Source organism: Chitinophaga oryziterrae, assembly GCF_009758125.1.
GTDB lineage: Bacteria > Bacteroidota > Bacteroidia > Chitinophagales > Chitinophagaceae > Chitinophaga > Chitinophaga oryziterrae.
On the sequence record NZ_WRXO01000009.1, the window covers coordinates 20,093 to 43,160 of the forward strand.

General features: G+C 44.5%; 19 protein-coding genes. 13 read left to right on the top strand and 6 right to left on the bottom strand.

The annotated features are described in order from the left end of the window. Positions 1-83 precede the first annotated feature (83 nt). The 9 genes from GO495_RS24530 to GO495_RS24570 all read left to right on the top strand — a co-directional run bounded on the left by GO495_RS24530 (position 84) and on the right by GO495_RS24570 (position 7,856). Positions 84-1,343, top strand: a complete 1,260-nt coding sequence (locus tag GO495_RS24530; protein ID WP_157302600.1) for a dihydroorotase — start codon at positions 84-86, stop codon at positions 1,341-1,343. A gap of 14 nt (positions 1,344-1,357) precedes the next feature. Further along, positions 1,358-1,873, top strand: coding sequence for a DUF4199 domain-containing protein (locus GO495_RS24535; RefSeq protein WP_157302601.1), 516 nt, complete (start codon positions 1,358-1,360; stop codon positions 1,871-1,873). A gap of 14 nt (positions 1,874-1,887) precedes the next feature. Then, on the top strand, positions 1,888-2,835 hold the full coding sequence (locus GO495_RS24540) for a glycosyltransferase family 2 protein (protein ID WP_157302602.1): 948 nt from the start codon (positions 1,888-1,890) through the stop codon (positions 2,833-2,835). A 1-nt stretch (position 2,836) separates the two neighbouring features. After that, positions 2,837-3,955, top strand: coding sequence for a glycosyltransferase (locus GO495_RS24545; RefSeq protein WP_157302603.1), 1,119 nt, complete (start codon positions 2,837-2,839; stop codon positions 3,953-3,955). 86 nt (positions 3,956-4,041) lie between these two features. Further along, the gene (locus GO495_RS24550; RefSeq protein ID WP_338075460.1) at positions 4,042-5,061 is read left to right on the top strand and encodes a GHMP family kinase ATP-binding protein; all 1,020 of its coding nucleotides are present in this window, start codon (positions 4,042-4,044) and stop codon (positions 5,059-5,061) included. Then, positions 5,061-5,636: a D-sedoheptulose-7-phosphate isomerase gene (locus GO495_RS24555; protein WP_157302604.1), complete on the top strand. Its 576-nt coding sequence runs from the start codon at positions 5,061-5,063 to the stop codon at positions 5,634-5,636. The genes GO495_RS24550 and GO495_RS24555 overlap by 1 nt, the downstream gene beginning before the upstream one ends. Next, positions 5,633-6,319, top strand: coding sequence for a nucleotidyltransferase family protein (locus tag GO495_RS24560; protein ID WP_157302605.1), 687 nt, complete (start codon positions 5,633-5,635; stop codon positions 6,317-6,319). Before GO495_RS24555 ends, GO495_RS24560 begins: the two co-directional genes overlap by 4 nt. 9 nt (positions 6,320-6,328) lie before the next feature. Beyond that, entirely contained in the window at positions 6,329-6,868 is a 540-nt protein-coding gene (locus GO495_RS24565) for a D-glycero-alpha-D-manno-heptose-1,7-bisphosphate 7-phosphatase (RefSeq protein WP_157302606.1), read from the top strand. A gap of 28 nt (positions 6,869-6,896) precedes the next feature. Further along, positions 6,897-7,856, top strand: a complete 960-nt coding sequence (locus tag GO495_RS24570; protein ID WP_157302607.1) for a hypothetical protein — start codon at positions 6,897-6,899, stop codon at positions 7,854-7,856. Between the two features lie 186 nt (positions 7,857-8,042). Here GO495_RS24570 and GO495_RS24575 read toward each other — a convergent pair whose 3' ends face one another. The 4 genes from GO495_RS24575 to GO495_RS24590 are packed head-to-tail and all read right to left on the bottom strand — an operon-like array spanning position 8,043 to position 13,699. After that, positions 8,043-10,577 carry a DNA gyrase/topoisomerase IV subunit A gene (locus GO495_RS24575; RefSeq protein ID WP_157302608.1) on the bottom strand — a complete coding sequence of 845 codons (2,535 nt, stop codon included), beginning with the start codon at positions 10,575-10,577 and terminating at the stop codon, positions 8,043-8,045. 3 nt (positions 10,578-10,580) lie between these two features. After that, complete coding sequence (locus tag GO495_RS24580; RefSeq protein ID WP_157302609.1) at positions 10,581-10,982, bottom strand: cupin domain-containing protein; 402 nt, start codon at positions 10,980-10,982, stop codon at positions 10,581-10,583. Between the two features lies 1 nt (position 10,983). After that, a complete protein-coding gene (locus GO495_RS24585; protein ID WP_157302610.1) occupies positions 10,984-11,805 on the bottom strand; it encodes a DUF1835 domain-containing protein in 822 nt (273 codons plus the stop codon). Position 11,806: 1 nt separating this feature from the next. Then, positions 11,807-13,699, bottom strand: a complete 1,893-nt coding sequence (locus GO495_RS24590) for a DNA topoisomerase IV subunit B (RefSeq protein WP_157302611.1) — start codon at positions 13,697-13,699, stop codon at positions 11,807-11,809. A 515-nt stretch (positions 13,700-14,214) separates the two neighbouring features. On the opposite strand from GO495_RS24590, the gene GO495_RS32465 reads away from it, so the two are divergent. Beyond that, positions 14,215-14,337, top strand: coding sequence for a hypothetical protein (locus GO495_RS32465; RefSeq protein ID WP_276611839.1), 123 nt, complete (start codon positions 14,215-14,217; stop codon positions 14,335-14,337). A gap of 127 nt (positions 14,338-14,464) precedes the next feature. Here GO495_RS32465 and GO495_RS24595 read toward each other — a convergent pair whose 3' ends face one another. Together GO495_RS24595 and GO495_RS24600 are read right to left on the bottom strand one after the other, a co-directional pair. Next, on the bottom strand, positions 14,465-15,130 hold the full coding sequence (locus GO495_RS24595; protein WP_157302612.1) for a response regulator transcription factor: 666 nt from the start codon (positions 15,128-15,130) through the stop codon (positions 14,465-14,467). A gap of 70 nt (positions 15,131-15,200) precedes the next feature. Further along, entirely contained in the window at positions 15,201-18,266 is a 3,066-nt protein-coding gene (locus tag GO495_RS24600; protein WP_170302721.1) for a triple tyrosine motif-containing protein, read from the bottom strand. A gap of 215 nt (positions 18,267-18,481) precedes the next feature. Between GO495_RS24600 and GO495_RS24605 the strand changes: the two genes are divergently transcribed. From GO495_RS24605 to GO495_RS31995, 3 genes are all read left to right on the top strand, one after another. After that, entirely contained in the window at positions 18,482-19,492 is a 1,011-nt protein-coding gene (locus tag GO495_RS24605) for a WD40/YVTN/BNR-like repeat-containing protein (protein ID WP_157302614.1), read from the top strand. A 283-nt stretch (positions 19,493-19,775) separates the two neighbouring features. Continuing rightward, positions 19,776-22,172: a glycoside hydrolase family 31 protein gene (locus GO495_RS24610; protein ID WP_157302615.1), complete on the top strand. Its 2,397-nt coding sequence runs from the start codon at positions 19,776-19,778 to the stop codon at positions 22,170-22,172. Positions 22,173-22,672: 500 nt separating this feature from the next. Continuing rightward, a complete protein-coding gene (locus GO495_RS31995) occupies positions 22,673-23,053 on the top strand; it encodes a KGG domain-containing protein (protein ID WP_170302722.1) in 381 nt (126 codons plus the stop codon). Positions 23,054-23,068 lie beyond the last annotated feature (15 nt).

A 23,068-nucleotide genomic window follows, 5' to 3' on the forward strand; every position in this document is an offset into this window, starting at 1 on the left:
CCCCAATCTGCACGCCCTAATCTTAATTTCTATACTTTTGTTGCCGGCATTTAAAAGAACGGTATAGACACAGTTAGTTCAGCATGCAAATACTACTCAAAAACGTACAAATCACCGCTCCTTCCTCTCCGTTCCACGGACAGCAGCAGGATATTCTGATCGAAAACGGTATCATCAGCCAGGTAAGCAGCAATATTGAGGCGCCTGAAGCACAGGTAATTGAAGGTAATAACCTGCATGTATCGCTGGGTTGGACAGACATCTTCTCGCACTTCTGCGATCCGGGACAGGAATACAAAGAAGACCTGCAAACAGGCGTTGCCGCCGCAGCCAAAGGTGGATTCACTACCGTTATGGTAGTGCCCAACACCCAGCCTGCGCTGCACACCAAGCCGCAGATAGAATATGTGATCAGCAAAACACGCCACAGCGCCGTACAGGTCCTCCCCATAGGAGCCATTACCAAAAACCTGGAAGGTACCTCACTGGCAGAAATGTACGAAATGAGCCAGGCTGGCGCTGTAGCCTTCTCCGACGGATTAAAGCCTTTGCAGTCGCCTGGTATGATGCTCAAAGCGCTCCAGTATGTGAAAGCTATCAACGGGACTATCATCCAACTGCCGGACGATCTCACCATCTCCGCCCATGGCCTCATGCACGAAGGCATTTATAGCACACAGTTAGGCATGCCCGGCAAACCGGCTATTGCAGAAGAACTTATTATTCAAAGAGATATAGAGTTAGCCAAATATACAGACTCCCGCATCCACTTCACCGGGATCAGTACCCGCAAAGCGGTAGAACTGATTAAAAGGGCTAAAGCGGATGGCGTTAAAGTAACCTGCTCCGTAACACCTTATCACCTCTCCCTCACCGATGCCGGACTGGAAACCTACGATGCCAATCTGAAGGTAAACCCGCCTCTGCGCAGCGCCGATGATGTGAAAGCATTACAGGATGCCGTAAAGGAAGGAGTGATAGACTGCTTCGCTACCCATCACCTGCCGCAGGACTGGGACGCTAAACAGGTTGAGTTCGAATACGCTAAAAATGGCATGATAGGATTGGAAAGCTGCTTCGGGGTACTCCGCAAATACTTACCCGAAGTGCCACTGGATCAATTGATTAACATGCTCACAATAAAACCGAGAGAGATATTTAACCTGCCTGCACACACGCTGGCAATAAATGCAACCGCTAACTTTACCCTCTTCGATCCGGAAGAGGAATGGGTACTTACACCGGCTCACCTGGCAAGCAGGTCCAAAAATTCAGCGTATATTGGCGCTCAATTAAAGGGAACCGTGAAAGGAATTATTAACGGCACCCTCACCCAACTTTAAAATGTCATCTGAATATGAGTAATCCTGGTATTAAGTGGGGTTTAATAGCTGGCGCTGTAGCTATACTGGTTAATATAATAGTATGGCAGCTCAGCCATGAATTGTTTTTCAGCTTCGTACTGGGCATGATACTCCTGGCCGTATTCGTTATTTTCAGCGTATTCGCCGGATTACAACAAAAACGCGCACTGGGAGGGTTCATCGATTTCAAACAAGCACTCAAACCCGTTTTTCTCACCTTCGTGATAGGTGGACTGATGGCCGTTATCTGCACTTACGTTTTTTACAACTTTGTGGACCCTACCATTCCGGACCAGGCTAAACAACATGCAGTAGCCACGGCCGACAGGACCCTCCACTGGGCCCATATGCCGGAAGACGATATCGATAAGCAACTGGATGAAATCAGAAAGCAGGACTATCACATGCCTGCCACAGGGATCATACTGACTTACTTTTCGCTGGTGATACGCTATTTTGTACTCGCCGCCATCGTATCCGTATGCATCCGGAAAAAACGTACCGTATAAACTATCTTAGCAACATGGATATTTCAGTTATCGTTCCCTTAAAAAACGAAGAAGAATCACTGCCTGAACTCGCTGCATGGATAGACCGTGTAATGAAAGAGAATAACTTCTCCTACGAAGTGTGGATGATCGATGATGGCAGTACCGATACTTCCTGGAGTGTAATTCAGCAACTCGCTGAAGCAAATCCTAATATCAAGGGTATCAAATTCCAGCGCAACTACGGTAAATCAGCGGCCCTGAATGAAGGCTTCAAAGCTGCCCAGGGACAGGTGATGATCACCATGGACGCTGATCTGCAGGATAGTCCTGATGAAATACCCGAACTCTACCGCATGATCAAGGAAGATGGATATGATATTGTGAGCGGCTGGAAAAAGAAACGTTACGACAACGCCCTCGCAAAGAACCTCCCTTCTAAATTATACAACTGGACCACCACCAGAATGAGTGGCGTAAAGTTGCATGATATGAACTGCGGCCTTAAATCATACCGCAAGAAAGTTGCTAAAAGCATTGAAGTATACGGAGAAATGCACCGTTACATCCCCGTTATCGCCAAATGGAGCGGCTTCCGCAACATCGGTGAGAAAGTGGTGGAACACCGCGCCCGTAAATACGGCACCTCTAAATTTGGTCTGGAACGCTTTATCAATGGCTTCCTGGACCTGGCTTCCATCATGTTCATCGGTAAATTCGGGAAACGCCCTATGCACCTGTTTGGCGCATTAGGGACCGTTTGCTTCCTCATCGGTTTTATCATCACCGCAGACCTGGCAATAGAACGTATCTGGAACTCTGTATATAAAATGACAGAACGCCCGCTGTTTTATTTCGCCATGCTGGCCATGATCATAGGCTCCCAGTTATTCCTGACAGGTTTTATCGGAGAACTGCTCACAAGAAACTCCCCGGAAAGGAACGACTACCTGGTGGAAACTGTATTAGACCGTACCAAATAATATGAAGATCCTGATACTTGGCCCAGCCTGGCCCTTCCGGGGCGGTCTGGCTGCCTATAACGAAAGACTGGCAGAAGAATTACAGCTCACCGCAGAAGTGGAGATCTGGACATTCACTGTGCAGTATCCCAACTTCCTGTTTCCGGGTAAAAGTCAGTATGCCACTGAACCGGCCCCGGCCAACCTGCGCATCCGCAGGATGATCAACTCTGTCAATCCAATCAACTGGTGGATCACCGGCCGCAAAATCCGTCAGATGGCGCCGGATATCATCATCGTCAAATACTGGCTCCCTTTCATGGGGCCTGCGCTGGGTACCTTATTGCGCCTGGGCAAAAACAAACACACAAAAGTAGTCTCTATCTTAGATAATGTAATCCCGCACGAAAAACGCCCGGGTGATGTACCATTTACCAAATACTTCCTCAAACCGGTAGATGCTTTCATTGCCATGAGCCAGTCCGTGCTGGACGATCTAAAACTGTTTGAACCAAAGAAACCGGTATCACTCATCCCCCATCCTATCTACGATAACTATGGCACCCCTATATCCAAAGCTGCTGCCAGAGAAAAACTACACCTGCAACAGGATAAGAAATACATCCTGTTCTTTGGCTTCATCCGCCAGTACAAGGGCCTGGACCTGCTGATGCAGGCCATGGCCGATGAACGTATGAAAGATATCAGCCTGATAGTAGCAGGTGAGTTTTATGAAGATGCCACGCCTTACAGGCAACTCCTGGAGAAACTGCAACTGGGCGACCGTATCATCCTGCACACGGATTTCATCCCCAACGATGAAGTGAAGAACTTCTTCTGTGCGGCAGACCTGGTAGTACAACCTTACAAAAGCGCTACACAAAGCGGTATCTCACAGATAGCTTATCACTTCGAAAAGCCAATGGTGGTGACCCGTGTAGGCGGACTGATAGAAATGGTACCGGATAATGTTGTAGGCTTCCAATGCAGCCCCGATCCTACCGATATCGCTACTGCCATTGAGAAATTCTATGCCGGCAACAGGGAAGCAGATATGATTGATGCCATCCGTATCGAAAAAAAGCAGTACTCCTGGTCGCGCCTGGCAAACGAAATCTATAAACTCGCTGAGAAACAATAAACTACATTTAACTTTTTTTTAAGACAATTCGTTCCTGCTAATCGGGGATTGTTTTATCTTGCCGTTCTTATAAAACCAGATATATCGTGATCTATCGTAGCAAAGCACCTTTACGCCTGGGGCTGGCAGGAGGAGGAACAGATGTTAGCCCATACTCTGATATGTATGGAGGCGCCATCCTGAATGCAACCATCTCCTTATATGCACGTGCAGCCATTGAACCGCTGCAGGAAAATAAAGTCATTTTTGAATCTGCCGACAGGAAAGAACAACTTACCTGCGATGCCACTTTCCCTCTTCCTTTAGATGGTAAACTGGACATCCTGAAAGGTGTGATCAACCGGGTAGCAAAAGATTATGGCATCCCTTCAGGCTTTAAACTCACTACTTTCGTAGATGCTCCTGCAGGATCAGGACTGGGTACTTCCTCTACCCTGGTAGTGACCGTATTAGGCGCTTTTGCCGAGTGGTTAAAACTGCCTTTGGGCGAATATGACATGGCCCACCTGGCTTACGTGATAGAAAGAGAAGACCTGAAACAGGCTGGTGGTAAACAGGACCAGTACGCTGCTACCTTCGGTGGTGTAAACTTCATGGAATTCTATGATGGTGATAAAGTGATCGTGAACCCACTGAGGATCAAGGATAAATATCTCTATGAACTGGAAAATAACCTGGTACTGTATTATACCTCTACCAGCCGTTTATCAAGCAGTATCATTTCCGAACAACAAAAGAACGTACACGATAAAAAGTCGGCATCCATAGAAGCGATGCATCACCTGAAAGAACAGGCGGTGATGATGAAGGAAGCACTTTTAAAAGGTACGATAGACCGTATCGGAGATATCCTCGACTTCGGTTTCCAGCATAAAAAAAATATGGCTGTCGGGATCTCAAATTCTTCTTTAGATGATATCTATGATGCTGCAAAACGTGCAGGCGCAACCGGTGGTAAGATCTCCGGCGCAGGCGGCGGTGGTTTCATGATCTTCTATTGCCCGGCAAACACACGTTATGCGGTTGTAGACGCACTGTCTGCTTTCGGCGGTCATGTGAAACGCTATCATTTTACTAATCACGGATTAAATACCTGGACTATCTGATGACTAACAATATTATACGCATCCTCCGCGAAAGTATCGCCGTAAAAGAGGCTATCTGTAATGATGCAGCGCTTGTACACGCTATACAACAGGTTGCCAATGTAATCACCGGCAGCCTGCAGCAAAAACACAAGATCCTTTTCTGCGGTAATGGCGGCAGCGCAGCTGATGCACAACACCTCGCAGCTGAATTCTCCGGCCGTTTTTATAAGGACAGAACACCGCTGTACGCAGAGGCACTGCACTGCAATACCTCATACATGACTGCTGTTGGCAATGACTACGGTTACGACCAGGTATACGCGCGTATACTGCGCGGTATAGGCCAGGAAGGGGATGTACTGGTAGGTATCTCTACTTCAGGGAATTCCGCCAACATCCTGGAAGCATACAAAGTGGCCAAAGAGAAAGGAATGATCATCGTGAGCATGACTGGCTTCAGCGGCGGAAAAATGAGAGAGAACAGCGATTACCTGCTGAACATGCCTTCTTCAGATACTCCAAGGATACAGGAATCCCATATCACCGTAGGACATATCATTTGCGAAATAGTGGAAAATAACCTCTTCCCATGATTACGGAATGTATCGTTCTTGCCGGTGGACTGGGTACACGCCTGCGCAGCGTAGTGGCTGATAAGCCCAAATGCATGGCGCCTGTGGGCAAACACCCTTTCCTGTATTATCTGCTGAAATGCTTAAAAGAACAGGGAATCACACATGTGGTATTGTCTCTTGGGTATAAATCAGAACAGGTGATAGACTGGTGCAAAGAAGCCAATTTAGATATAGAGATCTCATTTGTGATTGAAGAAGAACCTTTAGGCACCGGCGGTGGCATCCTGCTGGCCATGTCCGAAATCAAAGGCAATGAATTCTTTATCACCAACGGAGATACTTTCTTTGGCGTACCACTCCATGAACTATACAGCTTCCACCAGCAAAAGCAAAGCGCACTGTCACTGGCTTTAAAACCCATGTACCAGTTCGAACGCTATGGCAGTGTGGAACTGGATGAAAACGGCCGCATCACCGCCTTCCTGGAAAAACAATTCCGTGAAGAAGGACTGATCAACGGTGGTATCTATCTGACTTCAAAACAATACCTGCAAAGCCTGGGACTTCCACAGCAGTTCTCGTTTGAAAAAGAAGTACTGGAGAAAAGCAAAGCCCTCTACGGGTTTATAAGTGATACTTATTTTATTGATATAGGTGTTCCGGATGATTATGCACGGGTGCAGACAGAACTGGGCAGTTAATTAAATATTATGCAGATAGATACTTCCTGGACATTATTCCTGGATAGAGACGGGGTAATCAATAACGAGATCAAAGACGGATATGTACTCAGCTGGGATATGTTCCACTTTGCCGATGGTGTATTGGAAGCCCTGCCTGCCCTGGCGGCCAAATTCGGACATATCGTAATGGTTACCAATCAACGCTGCATAGGCCGGGGATTACTGACCGTAGATGGCTTAAACGCCATTCACGCGAATATGCTGGAACAGATCACCCAACACGGTGGCCGTATAGATAAAATCTACTTTTGCCCGGATATAGATAACGACAGCCCCTGCCGTAAACCCAACAACGGCATGGCCCTGCAGGCAAAGGCCGACTTCCCCGATATCGATTTTTCAAAGGCTGTTATGGTAGGTAACACCCTCAGTGACATGAACTTCGCTAAAAATATGGGCATGTACACGGTATTCATTCCTTCCACACAACCGCATCAACCTATCCCCCATCCTTTAATGGACAGCCGTTACAATAGTTTATTGGATTTTTCCCGGATCATACAATAAATTTGTTCTATATAACGTAAATAGAATTATGTTCAGAGCCATATTACTTCTTTTACCAGCTTTCATTTACGGTAGTGTACAGGCACAGCGTATCAGCGCGGCTGATGCTGCTTCCATGGCTGTACAGCAGGATTCCCTGCACTACCTGTCAGACATGATCCTCCGGGGTAAAGACGAGCAGGCGAGACAGGATGCCAACGATCGCTTTATTCCAAAGCTGGTAAAGGCCCTGAAGACGCCTTATTCATTCAACTTCCGCTTCGATTCACTGACGACGGTTTCCATTCAATATCCACAGGATAGCTCTTTCCGCATCTTTACCTGGGGGCTGGAACTGGAAACAACCTTCTACCATCATTATGGTGCGATACAGATGAAAACGGATGACGGCAAACTGAAGCTGTTCCCTTTATTCGACAACTCCGATTACATGAACCCGGATACCATCGCCAATAACAAAAGCTGGTACGGTTGTTTATATTATAAGATCATTCAGCGTCATTATTTCAATGCTGAATTTTATACCCTCTTTGGCTGGGACGCTAATAATATCCGTAGTCAGAAGAAACTGATAGATGTACTGATGTTTAAAGACGGACAACCCATCTTCGGAGGTCCTTTCTTCAGCTTTATGGAAGATTCTACGCCTAAACCTACACGAAACAGGTTTATCCTTGAATATAAAAAGGACGCTACTATCAGCCTTAGTTATAATGCAGAAATGGATATGATCGTATATGATCACCTGATCTCAGAAACCAATCAGAAAAGTAAACCTTCTACCTTTGTTCCTGATCTCGATTATGAAGGATTTAAATGGAAAGCCGGTAAATGGATGCATATAGATAAGGTTTTCCATGATGCATTACCGTTAGGCAAATTCCCGGTGCAACAACCACTGGACCAGCGACGGAAGAATATGATGAAACCGCAGACAGCAGAGGATATCAACGCGGAACAACTGGAGAAAGCGAAGAAGAAAAATTAGTTATACTGATAAATAAAAACAGGCTGCCAAAAGTATTAGCAGATACTCAAAAGACTCCGTCAGGAGCCTCGTGTTTGTAGCTACAATCTATCTTCCACATAAAAGGCTCCGTCAGGAGTCCCCTGATATTAGCAGTCTTAGGGAACTCCTAACGGAGCCTATATTTTGTTGCACTTTTCCTATAAGTTAGAATAACTCTCCCTGTATATTTCCTTCATCCGGTTCTTCCTCATCAGAAGCCAGTTCCGCACTGATCAGCTCTTCTCCTGCAATTCTCGTCCCTACTGTTTTCCAGCCGGTCACTTCCACAAACTCAGACAGGTCAACTTCTTCCACATCAGGACTGCGTTTCTTACCGCTGCTTAACAACACAATTGGTTCTGCATGTGTTGTGATGAACTCCAGGTAGTTGCCTTTGCCTTCTTTAATAAAGAGGAACTTGTTATTCAGCGTCTGCGTTTCTATATGGAAACGCTTGGCGTTGAACTGTTTCTTATCCGCATCATAATAGATAGCTGAAACGATCTTTTCAGGATTGAATTTCTCTATATAGATCACATCATCCGCTTCGTAACGGTTGGTGAGTTCAAAGTTGGTGAGTTCATAATGACCGTTCTTGAATGCCACAAAGATCTTATCCTCTCCGTCGAAAGCACCGATATAAATACCTCTTTCTTCTGTATTCAGACGGCCCATTTTCTCATCGTACCAAAGCTTAAGACCGGATAAAGTAGATACCCCTTTCTCTTTGAATTTCACATTCTTGATCTGGTATTTGGTCACCTGGTTACCCATTGAATTACGGCCCTTGATGGCGATCGTTTCAAAGTACAGGTCGAACTCCTTGTTACGCGCAGGACTGTTAGGGCTTAACCTGATGGTCACTACTTCCGCTTCACCATTGGAGTTAGCGGAGAAGTAATGCACCTTGGAATTCTTCTCTCCCTTAATGGTAAGATCGTATTCCTTATCGCGGGTTATACCGGTTACATTAAAACGTTTGGCGTAGCTGATGCCGCTCTTACCATCTACATAGATCATATTGTAGGTAGTACGTTCGTCTCCTTTGCGGAAGATATCTATATGAATGATATCCTTACCCACGAAGGTTTTGTCTGATACTTTCGTGATCAGCATCTTACCATCCCTGCGGAAAATGATGATATTATCCAGGTCGGAACAATCCGCTACAAACTCATCCTTCTTAAGGGAAGTACCGATAAAGCCATCTGCACGGTTCACATAGATCTTGGTGTTAGCCATAGCCACCTGCTGTACCTGTATGGTATCGAAGGTTTTGATCTCAGTAATACGTTCACGTCCTTTACCGTATTTCTTCAGCAGACCTTCGTAGTAGGTTACGGTGTAATCTACCAGGTTCACAAGGTCGTGTTTCACCTGTTTGATATCTGCTTCAATACCTTTGATCTGTTCATTCAGTTCATTGATATCAAGGCGATAGATACGGCGTACAGGCTTTTCAGTCAGTTTCACGATATCCTCACGCAGGATCTCTCTCTTGAGTTGCTTCTTATAAGGGTTGAATCCTTTATCGATAGCCACCAGTACCGCTTCCCAGTCTTTATGTTTCTGTTCCAGTTCCTTGTAGATCTGCTTTTCAAAGAAGATCTTTTCCAGGGATGTATAGTGCCATTTATCTTCCAGTTCTGCCAGCCGGATCTGCAATTCTCTCTTCAGCAGTTCACGGGTAAAATCAGCAGAATATTTCAGGAGATCAGATACTGTGATAAAGCGGGGTTTATCATCCACGATCACACAGGCATTGGGAGATACGGAGATCTCACAGTCTGTAAAGGCATACAGGGCATCAATGGTGATATCCGGAGAGATACCAGGTGCCAGCTGCACTTCGATCTCTACATCTTTGGCGGTATTATCCACCACTTTCTTGATCTTGATCTTACCGCTGTCATTGGCTTTTACGATAGACTCCATCAGGGCTGTGGTAGTAACGCCATAAGGCACATCCTTTACCAGCAGCGTCTTTTTATCCTTCTCTTCGATATGCGCTCTTACACGTACTTTACCACCACGTTTACCATCGTTGTAGTTAGCCACATCTATCATGCCCCCGGTGATAAAGTCGGGGAACAGTTCGAATTTCTTTCCACGCAGGTATTTGATAGAGGCTTCGATCAGCTCTATAAAGTTGTGTGGTAATATTTTGGTAGATAGCCCCACCGCAATACCTTCCGCCCCCTGTGCCAGCAGCAGCGGGAACTTCATTGGTAAAGCCAGCGGCTCGTTCTTACGGCCATCATAACTTAACTGCCAGGTGGTAGTTTTGGGATTGAAACCTACGTCCAGTGCAAACTTGGAAAGGCGGGCCTCAATGTAACGGCCTGCCGCCGCACCATCTCCGGTGCGTACATCACCCCAGTTACCCTGGGTATCTATCAGCAGGTCTTTCTGCCCCAGGTTCACGATGGCATCACCGATAGAAGCATCCCCGTGCGGGTGATACTGCATGGTAGATCCAACGATATTAGCCACCTTATTATAGCGCCCGTCGTCCATTTCCTTCATCGCATGCAGGATACGGCGCTGTACGGGCTTTAAACCGTCTTCTACGCCGGGTACCGCACGCTCCAGTATCACGTATGAAGCGTAATCCAGAAACCAGCTTTCATACATTCCCCCGATGTGAATAATATTCTGTAAGGAATCGTCTGTTGGTTGTGTATTATCGATGTCGCTCATAATTTATTTATTGATCATCTTTTCAAAGTCATCTCGCCATATGCGTACAGAATCTTTCTGTACATCTGCCAGGGAGTTTAATTCTATAAAGCAGCAATCCGTTTCTGCTATCAGCTGATGCCACACATGCGCCGGTACTTCTATCCTTGCAGGCGCTTCTGCATACACGGTTTCTATCTTGTTCCCATCCAGTGCACACCAGTGAATAGCTACCTTTCCACTAAACAGGAAGAGTATCTCCGGATTCTTATTATCGCTTTTACCTTCATGATAATGCTGACCGCTGCTGCTGCCTGCATTCCGGTAACCAACTATAAAATTGCCCGAACGGCCGTCAGACGACCACTCGAAACTACTTCCCCTGTCATCTTTGCCACAAAGGTCTAAAGGTGTTATTGTGATCATGTTAGATTAGTTTCACTTCGAAGTCACGGATAGTCTTCAATTCCCCCTTACTCTCTATCTTCCCCTGTTTGATCAGGTCTTTCAGACGCCAGCCAAGGTACTGGTCCATCACAGGATATTTCAGCTTACCCGTTACCAGGCCGATTACTTTGGATGCTTTCTGGAATTCGGCAGTTGTCTGCGTCAGCAACTCCTTATCGTAAAAAGCGGTAGGTTCTCCTTTGATCTTCTTACCACCTTCCAGTAAACGGATACCGGCATTCTCGTTCATCATACGGCTCCATTCATCACCATCCAGTTCAAACTCTGCCAATGATACCGCACGTGCCAGTTTCTTTGCCTTCAGGAATTCCTTCGGCAATATCTGGTGCAGATGTGTAGGATAAAATACCCCCCCTTTCTCGTTCAGGAAAGGCAGGTTGTTTAAGTAGATGATATAAATGCGGCCTGCAAAGTCATACAATTGACTGATCAGCCAGTAGTAACCGCAGACATCGCGGGCGTTCTGCCCTGCCCATATCCATACTTCCTGTTCAGGTTCGGCTTTCAATAACGCCTTTAACTGACGGAATTTTTCAAAGTCATCCTCTTCAGGGGGTGCTTCCGCTCCTTCTGCCAGTACAGGCGCTACAGCACCTGTCAGCTGCATCCACCATTGTTTGCGGGCTGCCTGTCCGTCTTTGGTATCCAGTATAAACAAAGGACCAACCGAGAGGTCGTCCTCAAAAAAAAGTACATCTCCCTTCAGTTGCTCATCCAGTTCAAAAGCGCCGCTGAGTGCAGATACAGACGACTCGCCAAATACAATATGCACTACTCCCATATTAATCTATTATATCTTTTTCATAACGCAGGTTACCGATAATGAATTCCTGGCGGGTTTGTGTATTCTTACCCATGTAATACTCCAGTAACTTCTGGATATGTGTATCCTTGGAAAGGATTACCGGTTCTACTTTCATATCGTCACTGATGAAGGTCCCAAATTCGTCGGGAGAGATCTCTCCCAAACCTTTGAAACGGGTGATCTCCGGTTTAGAACCCAGCTTCTTAATAGCACGTTGTCTTTCCTCATCACTGTAACAATAAATCGTTTCCTGCTTGTTTCGCACCCTGAACAACGGTGTTTCCAGGATGTACAGGTGACCATTCTTTACCAGGTCCGGGAAGAACTGCAGGAAGAAGGTCAGCAGCAGTAAACGGATGTGCATACCATCCACGTCAGCATCGGTAGCTACCACAATTCTGTTGTAGCGCAAACCTTCCAGTCCTTCTTCTATATTCAGCGCATGCTGCAACAGGTTAAACTCTTCATTCTCGTACACGATCTTTTTGGTAAGACCGAAGCTGTTCAGCGGTTTACCACGCAGACTAAACACCGCCTGTGTTTCCACATTGCGTGATTTAGTGATGGAACCACTGGCAGAATCCCCTTCTGTAATAAAGATGGTGGTATTCAAACGCTTGGTTTCCATATCCGCTTTCTCTTTCCCTGTAATCTCTTCGTTCAGGTGAATACGGCAATCGCGTAGCTTGCGGTTATGCAGGTTTGCTTTCTTGGCCCTTTCATTCGCCAGCTTCTTGATGCCCGCCAGGTCTTTACGCTCACGTTCACTCTGCTCAATACGTTTCTTCAGCGATTCTGCGGTGGTCGGGTTCTTATGCAGGAAGTCATTCAGATGCTTGGACATAAAGTCCAGCACGAATGCCTTCACAGAAGGACCGTCCTCAGACACTACCAGTGAACCAAGTTTAGTCTTGGTCTGCGATTCAAACACCGGCTCCTGTACCCTGATGGAAACAGCGGCACAGATGGAAGCGCGTATATCTGTTGCATCGTAGTCTTTCTTATAAAACTCGCGGATGGTTTTTACGAATGCCTCGCGGAAGGCGGCCAGGTGGGTACCACCCTGGGTGGTATGCTGACCGTTCACAAAGGAATAATATTCTTCCCCGTAAGAATTCTCATGTGTGATCGCTACTTCTATATCTTCTCCTTTCAGGTGGATAATAGGGTAACGCAGCTCATCTTCATTGGTCTTACGCTGTAATAAGTCCAGCAGACCATTTTTGGAGATATATTTCTTATCGTTGAAATTGATAGTCAGACCGGCATTCAGGAAGCAATAGTTCCAGATCTGGTTTTCCAGGAATTCGGGGATATAGCGGTAGTTCCTGAAAACGGTATCATCCGGTACAAAGGTGACCAGTGTCCCATTTGGTTCCTTGGTAGGGGCTTCTTTATGTTCCTTTACCAGTACACCACGTTCGAATTCAGCAACTTTGGTACGGCCATCACGGAAAGACTCTACTTTGAAATAGCTGGCCAGTGCGTTTACCGCCTTGGTACCCACACCGTTCAATCCCACTGACTTCTGGAACGCTTTGCTGTCGTATTTGGCACCTGTATTGATCTTACTCACTACGTCCACAACTTTGCCCAGGGGGATACCGCGACCAAAGTCACGGATGGTAACATTATGTTCTGTTACCTTTATTTCCACCTGTTTCCCATATCCCATGGTATGTTCGTCGATACAGTTATCAACCACCTCTTTCAAGAGAATGTAGATACCATCGTCCATACTGGAACCATCTCCCAATTTACCAATGTACATACCGGGGCGAAGTCTGATATGTTCCCGCCAGTCCAGCGACCGGATTGAGTCTTCGTTATAGGCAGCGGCAAAAAGTTCTTTCTTATCTGTACTAGCCATAATTATATAGAAATTCCTATTTACTGTTTAAAAGTCGGGGCATCCCTTCCGGGTAGCAATATTACTAAATCTTTTAGCAAAATCCGGTTGCTGGCAAAAATACAGGTTTCATTGTATCATCCCAAGTAGAATTTATACACTATGCTTAATTTAATGAAAAACAATTCTTTACCAATCTATAAAACATACCTCAAAAACATGGATAAAATATTGTTTAAATGACAGAAAAATTTATTCACAAAAGTTATTCACATTATTAACTTTATATAACTAAATCTTTTATATTTACAATCAATCGTCTTGTCGCTAACACCTATGTCCTAAACTATGAAAACAACGAGTTTTATCCTACTATCATGTGTACTTTTAACGGTACTTGCCGTTACTTTCCTGGTTAAAAAAGAGCAACGCTCATTAAACAGGCTTAGTAGTACTTTTATCAGATTACTGCGGAAATTTGACTCCTGGCAGATGATGCGCTAAACAATATTCCTTAACTAAGATATTCTATCCCTATGAAAACCAGTCTATTATTCAAGCTGGCTTGTCTGCTGATTGCCTCTATGGTATTAGTTGCCCACCTGTTGCATAAATCTTATCAGAAATTACGCACAGCGAAGGTGAGCAATTCCAACTGATAATCTCAGTACAAACAACCTTTTGATCGGGGAGCAAAGACAGAAAGTGTCCTTGCTCTCTTTTTATGCAAAAAAAAACGACTCCGTAGATGATCTACGGAGTCGTTTTTTTTCAAATATAAAAGTATTATCTATTGTAGTATTTATTTACAGCATCTGTACGGCTGCGTACATGCAGCTTCTCATAGATGTTATGTACATGCCTTCTTACTGTTTCAATGCTGATAAACAGGTTACTGGCAATCTCTTTATACAGGAACCCTTTAGACAACTGGTCCAGGATCTCCTTTTCACGGGAAGTCAGTGCTTCCAGTGCCGGATTAGGTTTTGCCTGTTTCTGGAAATAGGCTACTACCCTTCTGGCAATCTGCGAACTCATTGGAGAACCACCTTCATGTACATCACGGATCGCTTCCAGTAACTCGCCCGGAGGGGTTTTCTTCAGGATATACCCGCTCGCGCCTGCTTCCAGTGCCTGGAAGATCTTATCATCATCCTCATACACTGTCAGCATCATAAAATGCATGTCCGGAAACTCGCCTTTTAACTTTGCAATGCATTGAATACCATTCATTCCACCAGGCAGATTGAAATCCATCAGCACTACATTGGGTAACAGATTGGGAATTTGTTCTACTGCCGTTTCTCCATTGTTAAAAGCGCCGATACATGCATATCCGTCTGAGCCATTAATCAATAACTCCATGGCTGTACGGATATCATAGTTGTCTTCCACAATTGCTACAGCAATGATATCCATGTTATCCTGCTTCTTTTTTGAGTATACAGTCATTTTGTATCAGTTGTAATGTTATAACTAAGGCTCACACAATAACACATCCATGTTATTGTACAAATCTATACTAATTTAGTGGTATGTCTAGTAAAACTATCGTGCCGTTGTGGGAAGTGATCTCTGCGTGTCCTCCAACAGATTCCATTCTCTTCTGTATATTCTTTAAACCGTTTCCGAACAACCGTACTTTTTCCTGATCAAAACCTTTACCATTATCTTTCAACAGGATAGTCATATTTTCATGCATCTCTATCTGTATCACCACTTCCGTTGCTTTTGAATGTTTTACAACATTATGCAGTGATTCTTTTACGGCCAGATATATATTACGCCTGGTACCTCCGCTTAGTTTAATATTAGGAATATTTTCAGGAATAAAAAACTGGTGTTTTATATTCGCATGTTCCAGGAAATCCGCCGCAAAACTTCGCATATAAGCAATCAGGTTTTCCAGCGAATCATTCGAAGAATTCATTGCCCAGATAATCTCACTCATTTTGTCTACCAGCTCTCCCGCTGCTTCAGAAATACGTTCCAGTTCTTTGGTCTGGGAAGTATCCTGCAACTTGCGTTTGGCGATCTCACTCAGCAAACGGATAGTAGATAATCCGGAGCCCAGGTCGTCATGCATGTCACTGGAAATACGCGCTCTTTCCTGGTCTACTGCCTGTTCTTTCTCCAGCTTCAGTTTCTCATGACGGATCTTATAATCCAGGTATAAAGTAGAGAAATAATATGCTACGCCCAGCAACAATAAAAGCAGCAGGAAACGAAACCATAATGATTGCCAGAAAGGTATTTTTATTACGATCTCTAAAGTTGTAGGCGTTGAATTCCAGATGTCATCATTATTGGATGCCCGTACATTAAAAGTATAAGTACCAGGACGCAGATTCGTATAACGTGCCATACGGAAGGCGCCCGCCTGTACCCAGTCTTCATCCGCTCCATCCAGTTTGTACTGCACCTTATTCTTCAATGGGTTCGTAAACTCCAGTGGTACAAACTCTATCGCGATAGTATTATGATTATAAGGGAGTTCTATTCTTTTTAATAAAGATAAAGCGGTATCAGATTCATAAGGCTTATCCAGCACTTCCATCCGCATGATGACCACCTTTGGTTTAGAAGGATTATTTTTAAAATCCTTCGGATAAAAACCATTCACACCACGTACACCGCCGAAGAACAGTTCGCCATCTAATGATTTGAAAAAAGCGCCTGTATTAAACTCGTTCGACTGTAACCCATCTTCATAATTGAACGTAGTAATTTCATCATCTACAGGATTGATCTGGGATAATCCTTTATTATGACTTACCCATATTCTATCCTTATCGTCCAGTAATACTCCGTAGAAATAATCATTGATCAGGGAAGGATAATCGTAACTATTATAATGTTTCAGAATACGGTTATTTTCATCCATCACGAACAATCCTTTGGACGTAGCCAATAACAACCTTTTACCTGCATTCTTATTGATAGATTTTACAATAGTACCCGGTGGTAATGCAATCATTTCCCAGCGCGAGCTGCTTACCCTTTTAACATATACGGCACTTTTAGTACCTACATATTTATTGCCCAGAAAATCCTCATAATAGGTAGTCAGTATTTCATCAGGGAATTCATGTACAATGGCTACCTGGTAGTTTTTTTCTGATGGTATGATCTGCAGCAGATAGCAGCCATAGTTAAAATATACTTCGCCACTGGTACGCTTGAACAGGAATGGATAGTTATCTTCCTGTTTCGGCATTCCCAGCACTGTTACAATTTTTGTGAGGTCATCAAACTTGCGCGTATGCACATTAAACAGTCCGATAGACATATCCGTGAAGTGAAACCAGAGATGTTCAAAGTCTTCCCGGCAGATAGCATTCAGATTAGCCCCCGGAAAAGGTGTGGGCCTTTCTTCATTCGGTAAACGCTCCAGGAACTTACCTCCTTTTTCATAGATATCCAGCCCGTCATTCATCAATCCCACATACAGTTTGCCGTCGTCATGTTTATAAACAGAACGCACCATATTATGTGTTGTAAAGGGAGAACGGTACAGGTTAAATACCTTTTTGTTAGGAGAATACTTTTTGATCCCGTCTCCATCCGTACCAACCCACATATTGTCCGCGGCATCGCGGTACAGATAGGTGACAATATTCCACGAACGTGCTTCAGAGCCGTTGAAACTTACAATATGATTTATGATCTCATTCCTGCGCACATTATAGACGATCACACCATCATTCCCCCCTATCCACACATTCCCGTTATGGTCCAGTTCCATGCATAAAGGCACGAAGGTGACATCCTTTTCTTTTTGCTGATCAAAAGGAAGGTCTGTGTATTTATTCAGTTTTTTATTGAAGATGATGATATGCCCTTTGCTGGCAATGATCAGGGAGTCTTTATTAAGGTTGCGCAGTACGGTATGTGTGGTGATACCTGGCAGGCAGTAAGTGGTGAGGCGCAATGTTTTAGTGTCCATCGCATGCAGTTCACCAGGCTCAAAATTCATCCAGACGGTATTTTCATCTTTTATCACGGCCTGCGCTACCAGTCCTTTGCGGGTCATGGCCGGCGGATACATGATCACCCGCCTGATGGCATACGTAGAATCATTCAGCACGTATAGTCCTTTCATCGGGCGCCATACCCACAGGAGATGTGCGATCGTATCCTCTCCCAGGATGCGGAACTTAATGCCACTGTCACGTTCTTCATTATTGGCCCATAAAGTATCTTCCAGTTTTGTTTTCTCGAAGGAGTTTTTATACTCGTCATATACACTGATGCCGTAGTTATGTGTGAGGATCAGCTGACGATGATAGTTCCGGTACAGGGAATACCCTTTATAGCCTTTTAGCTCAAAGCGGTTAATAAGGGCTCGTCCGCCCGTATTGGACCGGACACCCAGGTTTCCCTTTCCGTGCCCGTCAATGGCCTGTAAACTGGGATTAAAACGGTATTCATTGAACACGTAACCATCAAACCTGTTCACACCATCATGCGTAGCTATCCACATGAAGCCCTGGTTATCTTCCAGGATGTCATACACAGAATTTTGGGAAAGTCCTTCGTTTACTCCGTAAGAATCGAAGATGTAGGGCTTTTCCTGTGCATGCAACACAGTTAATGATAAGGTGCATAGGAAAGATAATATAATTCTCGTTATCTGCGCCGGCGATTGCAATGATTAAATAGTATTATAATAGAGGTTAGTAATTAGTACAAACTGAGTCCGAAAAAAACGCAGTGCTTGCAAATATATAAATCTACTTCACACTTTCGAATGATTTTGTAATTTTCTTCCCATACAACTTAACCATAAATTATCACAAAAAGATGTATAAAAGAAATTATCTGTTTTTTACCGTCGCTTTTTTCCTGTTCATTACACCTGCTATCGCACAGAATACCTATTCAATACACATGCTGGAAAACCCTCCTATTAAGAGTATTCGCGGGATGAGCGTTGTAAACGATTCCACAGTCTGGGTATCCGGAACAGAAGGAAAAGCCGGGGTAACAAAGAACGGTGGAAAAGATTGGAAATGGATCAGCGTACCTGGTTATGATACGCTCGACTGGCGCACGATTTTCGCCTTCAGTAGTGAGCGGGCGCTGCTGTTAAATGCAGGAGAGCCTGCATCTATCGTATTGACTACCAACGGTGGTAAAACCTGGCAAACAGTTTATCACAACGATACAAAAGGAATTTTCTTTGATGGCATGACTTTCAAAAATGCGAAAGAAGGGATGGCTATCGGTGATCCGCTGAATGGGAAATTTACCATTATTACAACACATGACGGTGGACTATCGTGGCAACAAGCTAAGCAACAACCTGTTGCAAAAGAAGGTGAAGCGATTTTCGCGGCCAGCAATTCCAGTATTACCACCCTGCGGGATGGCACGGCCTGTTTTGTTACAGGCGGTACTGTCAGTCGTTTTTTCAAAGGGGACAAACCCGTTAGCTGGCCTATGATACAGGGACGTTCCGGCACCGGCGCTTTTTCTGTGGCATTTTATAACCAGTTAAAAGGAATAGCAGTGGGCGGAGACTACATGAATGATACATTAACTACTGATAATTGTTTACTGACGGCAGACGGTGGTCTTCACTGGCAAAAGCCTTTGCTGCCACCACGCGGATACAGATCATGTGTGAAATACATTACTCCTGAAATATTGATCGCAACAGGTACTTCCGGCACAGATCTTTCTGAAGATGGTGGCCGGCACTGGAAGATGATCAGTGAAATAGGATTCAATGTAATTACTACTTATAACGGTAAGGTGTGGCTGGCAGGAAGGGGTAGAATAGCAGAGGCTGTTACCACCGGGAAAAAGTAAGGGGTGTTGCGAAAACACCCCCGGTAAAAATTAGGTTAAAGCAAAAAGTATATTATACTAACAAGATAATGTTTGATCAAATTGCGTGTATAAAGATTTTGGTCAATGTCTTATTTTTACAGGTAAACGCTGGTTAAACAGCGTCTATCGTAAAACAATGTTAAAACAATATTTTTTTGAGTATTTTGGGTTTCGATAAGGAACAGGAGTCTATATGTTTCAACTCAGTACATATGTATTATACTGACACGAACATGGGATTTGGTATTATTAAAAGCGAACTATGCAAGTAACAACCTCGTCAGGTAAGTATTCGGCCAAACACTATCCGGATACTATTAGAGAATGGAAAAAAGAAGGTAATTACTTCTATTTTTATACCTCAGAAACGATTCTTGAAGTCAGGATCATATCAGACAAAATCGTTCGCTTCCGCTATGCTGCCGACGGCAAATTTCAACGCGATTTCTCTTATGCTGTAAGTGACCGCCTGGAAGAATCTCCCGTAAATTTCGGACTCCGTGAATTTGAAGAAGCATTCGAATTATATACAGATGCATTACGTGTATTTATTGCACGCGATGATATGCGCCTTACCATCACCGATCCTGATGGCCGCATCATCAACCAGGACGAGATGGGCTTCCACTGGCAATACTATCTGCAAAAAGGCGGTAAGATCGTTTATTGCAGCAAGCAGATACAGGAAGGCGAGAGATTCTATGGGATGGGCGATAAGCCAACCGATCTGAATCTCTTCGATAAACGCATAGAAAACTATGGTACAGATGCCTACGGTTATCAGAAAGATACTGATCCGCTGTACCGCAATATCCCCTTCTATTATGGCCTGCACAAAGGTATGGGTTATGGCATCTTCTTCGATAATACCTTCCGTACCATCTTCGATTTTGGTAAGGAAAGAGAAGGTACTACCAGCTTTTGGGCAAGAGGCGGTGAAATGAACTACTACTTTATTTACGGCCCTGAATTAATGAAGGTGGCCGAAGCATATACCAGCATCACCGGCACACCGGAACTTCCTCCATTATGGGCGCTGGGTTATCAGCAATGCCGCTGGAGCTACTATCCTGATAAAAGAGTGAAAGAGATCGCTGCAGAATTCCGCAAACGCGAGATACCCTGCGATGTGATCCACCTGGATATCGATTATATGGAAGGCTTCCGCTGCTTCACCTGGAGCAAAGAAGGATTTCCGGAACCGGCCAAAATGATCAAAGAACTGGCCGACCAGGGCTTTAAAATAGTAGTGATCATAGATCCGGGGATTAAGGTAGATCCTGAATATGGCATTTATCAGCAGGGTACCCAACAGGATTATTTCTGTAAACGTGCAGATGGCGCCCTCATGGAAGGTGATGTATGGCCTGGCAAATGTGTGTTCCCGGATTATACCAATCCTGAAGTACGTAAATGGTGGGCCGGTCTCTTCAAGGAACTGGTGGAAATGGGAGTGAAAGGTGTGTGGAACGACATGAACGAACCTGCCGTTTTTGAAATGGGTACTTTCCCCGAAGATGTACGCCATAACTATGACGGAGACGCCGTGAGTCACCGTAAGGCACATAACATTTACGGCCATTTAATGAGCAAAGCTACGGCCGCGGGTATGAGGAAATTCCTGATGCCTAACCGTCCGTTCGTAATATCCCGTTCCTGTTATGCAGGGGCGCAGCGCTGGTCTTCCCTGTGGACAGGCGACAATGTTTCCAGCTGGGACCACTTATGGCTGGCTTCCATACAATGCCAGCGCCTGGCCATCTCCGGGATTTCCTTTGCAGGTAGTGACATCGGTGGGTTCATCGGTGAACCGGATGGAGAACTGTATCTGAGATGGATTCAGCTGGCGGTATTCCACCCGCTGATGCGTACCCACTCTGCCAGTAATGAAACAGGATTCAACCAGGAGCCGTTCAGCTTTGGGCCGGAATTCGAAGTACTGAATAAGAAGTTCATACAGCTGCGTTACCAGTTACTGCCTTACATCTACACTACTTTCAGACAATACAGTAAATATGGTACGCCTATGTTGCGTCCGCTGTCGTTCGTTGCACAGCACGATGAGAAAACACTGGACCGCTCTCACGAATTCATGATGGGAGATTCATTGCTCGTCACACATGTCTCTGAACCAGGTATGAAGGCAAAGGAATTGTACCTGCCGGAAGGCCAGTGGTATTATTACTTCAACGACCAGGTATATACAGGTGCGCAACTGATCACCATCCCAACTCCGCTCGACGAAATGCCACTTTTTGTAAAAGCAGGTGCGGTGATCCCAAACTACGACAAGATCCAGTACGTAGAACAGAGAGAGTTATCTGAAGAGATGATCCTGCACGTATATTACAGCGATCAGATAGTGAGCAGCTCCTTATATGAAGATGCAGGAGATCATTACGGATATAAAAATGGTTCGTATAATGATATCCGCTTTAAGCAAACATCCGACAAGCAACACTTCGAACTGAGGAAGAAGTTCTTTGGGCAATATAAGGCTGCTTACAAGCGTCACAATGTACAGGTGCATGGTTTACCTTTCAAGGCCACACAATACGTGGTGGACGGTAAAACATTCAAACTGAATAACAGCAACTTTGCCGGAGGTATCGTAAAGATCGTGGTAGAGCGAAACTTCGAGACACTTGTTATTAAGTAGTTAAAGACAAAAATCTTCAAGATATAAATCCCAAATTCGTAGTGTGAATATCAAAAAAAAAGGGCACTGTAGATTGAGATCTTAGTGCCTTTTCATAACCTATGCCAACTTTAGAGTTGATCAAAAATAGTATGTTATAGCGTACAGTCAAAGCGTTTGCAGCCCCTAATCCAATAATGAACAAAATGAACAGAGTTAAAATAACTGAACAGCTCATTTTTGTTAACGACTTGTTACAAACGTATTTTCGACACTAAATCTTCGCTAAAAAATTAACATCTGGTTCACCAAATATTCATAGTGTCCTCATCATGCTACATATTGTTAAGCATACTCCACGGTAATTACCCACTCCTCAACGCAAAAATGCGTAAAACCTCTGATACAACGTTTTAGGCAGACACGGCATGGTAGTTGTGCCACACTGTACAGAAGAAACGTACTCAATTTCTATAAAGTTAAATGGAACCCATTTTTTAAACCTTTCAAAATTGAATCTTATGGCTGCAGAACAAAGTAATCACTTCACACGTGAACAGGACAAGCAGGAAAGGGATCATTCAAATGAGCATCAACACCAGCATGCAGGTACATCGTCAGAACACAAATCCAATAACGACTCCAGAGAAGAAACAACAAGCCGTAAAGACAAACGGGGCTTTGCTTCTATGGATGCGCAGTTACAGAAACAAATTGCCAGTAAAGGCGGACGTGCAGCACACGCTCAGGGCGTAGCTCATGAGTTTAACTCAACAGAAGCACGCGAAGCCGGCCGTAAAGGTGGTGTTGCCGTTAGCAGAAACAGACAGCATATGGCAGAAATAGGAAAAAAAGGTGGCGAAGCCGCCCATAACAAACGGAAAAAAGATACTTCTCTTTAATCCTTCTTTATATTC

What these genes read in the sequence shown, in the direction of transcription:
- GO495_RS24530 (WP_157302600.1), top strand. Translation starts at nt 84, where the DNA reads ATGCAAATACTACTCAAAAACGTACAAATCACCGCTCCTTCCTCTCCG.
- GO495_RS24535 (WP_157302601.1), top strand. Translation starts at nt 1,358, where the DNA reads ATGAGTAATCCTGGTATTAAGTGGGGTTTAATAGCTGGCGCTGTAGCT.
- GO495_RS24540 (WP_157302602.1), top strand. Translation starts at nt 1,888, where the DNA reads ATGGATATTTCAGTTATCGTTCCCTTAAAAAACGAAGAAGAATCACTG.
- GO495_RS24545 (WP_157302603.1), top strand. Translation starts at nt 2,837, where the DNA reads ATGAAGATCCTGATACTTGGCCCAGCCTGGCCCTTCCGGGGCGGTCTG.
- GO495_RS24555 (WP_157302604.1), top strand. Translation starts at nt 5,061, where the DNA reads ATGACTAACAATATTATACGCATCCTCCGCGAAAGTATCGCCGTAAAA.
- GO495_RS24560 (WP_157302605.1), top strand. Translation starts at nt 5,633, where the DNA reads ATGATTACGGAATGTATCGTTCTTGCCGGTGGACTGGGTACACGCCTG.
- GO495_RS24565 (WP_157302606.1), top strand. Translation starts at nt 6,329, where the DNA reads ATGCAGATAGATACTTCCTGGACATTATTCCTGGATAGAGACGGGGTA.
- GO495_RS24570 (WP_157302607.1), top strand. Translation starts at nt 6,897, where the DNA reads ATGTTCAGAGCCATATTACTTCTTTTACCAGCTTTCATTTACGGTAGT.
- GO495_RS24575 (WP_157302608.1), bottom strand. Translation starts at nt 10,577, where the DNA reads ATGAGCGACATCGATAATACACAACCAACAGACGATTCCTTACAGAAT.
- GO495_RS24580 (WP_157302609.1), bottom strand. Translation starts at nt 10,982, where the DNA reads ATGATCACAATAACACCTTTAGACCTTTGTGGCAAAGATGACAGGGGA.
- GO495_RS24585 (WP_157302610.1), bottom strand. Translation starts at nt 11,805, where the DNA reads ATGGGAGTAGTGCATATTGTATTTGGCGAGTCGTCTGTATCTGCACTC.
- GO495_RS24590 (WP_157302611.1), bottom strand. Translation starts at nt 13,699, where the DNA reads ATGGCTAGTACAGATAAGAAAGAACTTTTTGCCGCTGCCTATAACGAA.
- GO495_RS32465 (WP_276611839.1), top strand. Translation starts at nt 14,215, where the DNA reads ATGAAAACCAGTCTATTATTCAAGCTGGCTTGTCTGCTGATTGCCTCT.
- GO495_RS24595 (WP_157302612.1), bottom strand. Translation starts at nt 15,130, where the DNA reads ATGACTGTATACTCAAAAAAGAAGCAGGATAACATGGATATCATTGCT.
- GO495_RS24605 (WP_157302614.1), top strand. Translation starts at nt 18,482, where the DNA reads ATGTATAAAAGAAATTATCTGTTTTTTACCGTCGCTTTTTTCCTGTTC.
- GO495_RS24610 (WP_157302615.1), top strand. Translation starts at nt 19,776, where the DNA reads ATGCAAGTAACAACCTCGTCAGGTAAGTATTCGGCCAAACACTATCCG.
- GO495_RS31995 (WP_170302722.1), top strand. Translation starts at nt 22,673, where the DNA reads ATGGCTGCAGAACAAAGTAATCACTTCACACGTGAACAGGACAAGCAG.